Source organism: Sulfitobacter brevis, from assembly GCF_900112755.1.
Taxonomy (GTDB): Bacteria; Pseudomonadota; Alphaproteobacteria; order Rhodobacterales; family Rhodobacteraceae; genus Sulfitobacter; species Sulfitobacter brevis.
Genome location: NZ_FOMW01000054.1, coordinates 1 through 3676, shown reverse-complemented (window position 1 = coordinate 3676; position 3676 = coordinate 1). Strand labels below are relative to the sequence as shown.

The 3676-nt window shown below is 57.4% G+C and carries 3 protein-coding genes; all 3 read right to left on the bottom strand.

Annotated features, from left to right (window positions below):
* Positions 1-512 precede the first annotated feature (512 nt).
* The 3 genes from BM174_RS20595 to BM174_RS20585 are packed head-to-tail and all read right to left on the bottom strand — an operon-like array spanning position 513 to position 3612.
* Positions 513-1355, bottom strand: coding sequence for an HTD2 family dehydratase (locus BM174_RS20595; RefSeq protein ID WP_093925659.1), 843 nt, complete (start codon positions 1353-1355; stop codon positions 513-515).
* Positions 1352-2452 carry a CaiB/BaiF CoA transferase family protein gene (locus BM174_RS20590; RefSeq protein WP_093925658.1) on the bottom strand — a complete coding sequence of 367 codons (1101 nt, stop codon included), beginning with the start codon at positions 2450-2452 and terminating at the stop codon, positions 1352-1354. The genes BM174_RS20595 and BM174_RS20590 overlap by 4 nt, the downstream gene beginning before the upstream one ends.
* A complete protein-coding gene (locus BM174_RS20585; RefSeq protein ID WP_093925657.1) occupies positions 2452-3612 on the bottom strand; it encodes an acyl-CoA dehydrogenase family protein in 1161 nt (386 codons plus the stop codon). The genes BM174_RS20590 and BM174_RS20585 overlap by 1 nt, the downstream gene beginning before the upstream one ends.
* Positions 3613-3676 lie beyond the last annotated feature (64 nt).

The following is a 3676-nucleotide window of genomic DNA, read 5'->3' as shown; positions in this document are numbered from 1 at the left end:
CAGGCCACAACCGATATCAGTCGAGAGAGGCTCCGTGCAACAAGGCCCTCCCGAACGGCATTTCCGCTCGTGGCGCCACAAATTCGCACCGCTCATCTTAGCGATAGTACGCCAATCGATGACCTGGCGTCGAGGCAAAGCGACCGCATCGTTACAGCGGCTGAGATGCGCGGCGGGCGCTTGCTTACGTTCGTTCGGACCGCGCCGGAGCAGCCGATTCCGCGGCGCCGTGGATGAGCAATATTACCATCGCGAATGAGACAAATCGCGGACGTCTTCAAGTGATCGCGTCGAGTTTTGCACGCAGTCGCATGCAGGATCTCGATCCGGCGCCGACAAGTGTGCTGGCCGCCGTGCTGCGGGACGGCACTGCCTTACCATTTCCTCCATCATCTTTTCACAGAACACCTCGGCTGGCGTTTCCCATTCGAGGCATTTGTGGGGAGTGTTGACTCGCTTTGGGCGTGCGCAAAATATTTGATTGCCTAGATAAGCACTGCTGATCTCGACGCTCACCACGTCGCAACAGCCTTCATGGCCACCGGTCCCCCCTCAGCTGCGGTCCAGAGACTGAGGTCATCGCCTTGAGGAGTCCCATTCACTGTGAAATCTGTTGTGCTAAAAATCGGAGAGACTGAGCGAAAGCGGAAAGATTTCGGCTCTGCTCCCCGCAAATCTGCCGCATATTGACACAGCAACGTTGCCTGCATGGGCCCATGCACGACCAAGCCTGGGTAGCCTTCGGATTCTACACAGAACGGCATGTCATAATGAATGCGGTGGCCGTTAAATGTCATTGCTGAATAGCGAAATAGCAGGGTTGGGGTTGGGACAATCTTGCGGTAATCCTCGCCTGAGCGCACGGCAGGAGCCTGCCGTTTGGGCGCAGTTGCGCCCGCGTTCTCCACATCGCGGTACACAATGTCCTGACGTTCACTGAGCACGTGTCTACCATCACTGGTGATCTCGTGGTCAACGGTGACAAAACACAAAGCACCGCTGCGGCCCTGCTTCGCCTGCACATCGCGGATCACCGACTGGCGCGTCACGGTTTCGCCAATGCGGATCGGCGCGTGAAACGCAAACTCACCCCCCGCCCACATCCGCCGCGGCAACGGCACGGGCGGCAGAAACGCTCCCAAAGCGGGATGGCCGTCACGGCCTAGGGCCGACATTGGGGCCACAGACTGGGCGAGACAAAAGTGGATCAGCAGCGGTGCGTCATCGCCCTCCGCAGTGCTCGAGGTCCGGTCGAAGGTGGCGTTGAATTGGCGTACCAGCGTGGGTAACAACACCTCGCTTTCACTTTGTGCGCGACCAATCCATTGCCGCAGATGATCCATATCGATATTCATGTTTCAGCCTTTGCTGGCTTGAGCGCGGGGACAGAGCCGTAAGACCTTTCTTCCCCGATAAAGCGTACGCCGGGCGCGGGAAAGCTGACGGGTCCATTTGGACTTTGCACCGTAATCCGCCGCAGATGGGCATGGGCAGATAGATCTGCCATATTGTTTACCGACGCCAGCGCGATCCCCGCGTTTCCCAATTTTTCCGCAGCATCTTCAGCATCCAGTGCAGCGATAGCACGAGCGACTAAATCGTCCGTCTCGATACGATTTGCGACCCGAGCCAGATTGGTGGCAAAGCGCGGATCATCGGCAAAAGCGGCATCACCGACTACTTGGGAGCAAAGCTGGCGCCACTCGCGATCCGATTGCACCGAGATCAAGATAGGCGCACCATTTTTGGGCTGGAACACGCCGTAGGGCGCGATGGAGGGATGAGCAAGACCGACCCGCTCGGGGCTTTGGCCGCCTTCGTGATTAAGTAGCGGCACGGTCAACCAATCGGCCAGAACATCAAACATAGAGACAGATATCTGCGCTCCTTGTCCCGTCACGCTGCGTCTGATCAACGCCTCAAGGACCGCGGCATAGGCGCTGGCTCCGGTCGCAATATCGACGACAGAAATCCCGACGCGGGCCGGTTCAGACGGACCGCCAGTGATCGAACACAATCCCGTTTCGGCCTGAATTAGCAAATCATAGGCCTTGCGATTGGCCATCGGCCCTGTCTCACCATAGCCTGAAATCGAGCAAGAGATCAGCTTCGGTTGTGCTTGATGCAAGGTGGTAAGGTCAAATCCCAATCGCCCCATTGCACCGGGTTTAAGGTTCTGGATCAGCACGTCTGCATCCTCCAGCAACTGCGCCAGTTCGGCTTTGCCCGCGGGTGCACCCAAATCCAAAGTGACGCTTTCTTTGCCACGGTTCAGCCAAACAAAATAGCTCGACTGCCCCGCAGCAACATCGTCATAGCCACGCGCAAAATCGCCTTCGGGCCGCTCGATCTTGATCACCCGCGCGCCCGCATCCGCCAGCCGCGACGAGGCAAAAGGCGCCGCAACCGCCTGTTCGATCGCGACTACCGTGAGCCCTGCAAGCGGCAGCATCAAAACGACCTCGGCATGCCGAGAACATGTTCGGCAACATAGGAAAGGATCAGGTTGGTCGAGATCGGCGCGACCTGGTAGAGTCTTGTTTCTCGGAACTTGCGCTCGACATCATATTCATTAGCAAAACCAAATCCGCCGTGGAACTGGATGCAGGAATTCGCCGCCTCCCAGCTGGCCTTGGCGGCGAGGTATTTCGCCATATTGGCCTCGGCGCCGCAGGGCTGGCCCGCGTCGAATAACGCACAGGCTTTCCAGCGCATCAAATTGGCGGCCTCAACCTCGATGTAGGCTTCGGCGATGGGGAATTGTACACCTTGATTCTGGCCGATCGGGCGGCCAAACACCTCCCGTTCGCTCACATAGGCGGTGACCTTGTCGGTGAACCAATACCCGTCGCCAATACACTCCGCCGCGATCAGCGTGCGCTCGGCATTGAGCCCGGTCAGTATATATTTAAATCCCTGCCCTTCCTCGCCGATGAGGTTTTCTTCCGGGATCTCTAAATTGTCAAAAAACAGTTCGTTAGTCTCGTGATTAACCATATTCGCGATTGGATTAACGGTCATCCCGCCCCTCATCGCCTCCTTGATGTCGACCAAAAATATCGACATGCCCTCGGACTTTTTGGACACTTCTGCAAGCGGTGTGGTGCGGGCCAACAGGATCATGAGGTCCGAGTGTTGTACCCGCGAAATCCAGACCTTTTGGCCGTTGATCACGTATTTGTCGCCGCGTTTCACTGCGGTGGTTTTGATCTTGGTCGTATCGGTGCCTGTCGTCGGTTCGGTCACGCCCATAGACTGTAGTCGCAGCTCGCCGGAGGCCAGTTTGGGCAAAATGCGCTGTCGCTGCTCTTCTGATCCGTGCCGCACCAATGTACTCATGTTGTACATCTGGCCGTGGCAAGCTCCGGAATTGCCTCCAGCGCGGTTGATCTCTTCCATGATCACGCTGGCTTCTGTCAATCCTAGGCCTGAACCCCCATAGGCTTCTGGGATTAGCGCCGCCATCCAGCCTTCACGGGTCAGCGCATCGACAAATGCTTCGGGATAGCCGCGTTCGGCATCGATTTTGCGATGATACTCGGCTGGGTATTGCGCACAGAGTGCACGCACACCGTCGCGGATATCTTGGTAGTCGGACGCAAGAAAATTCATCAATCTGCCTTCGGAATGGCCTTGTTGCACGGAGCCTCTCTCGACTGATATCGGTTGTGGCCTG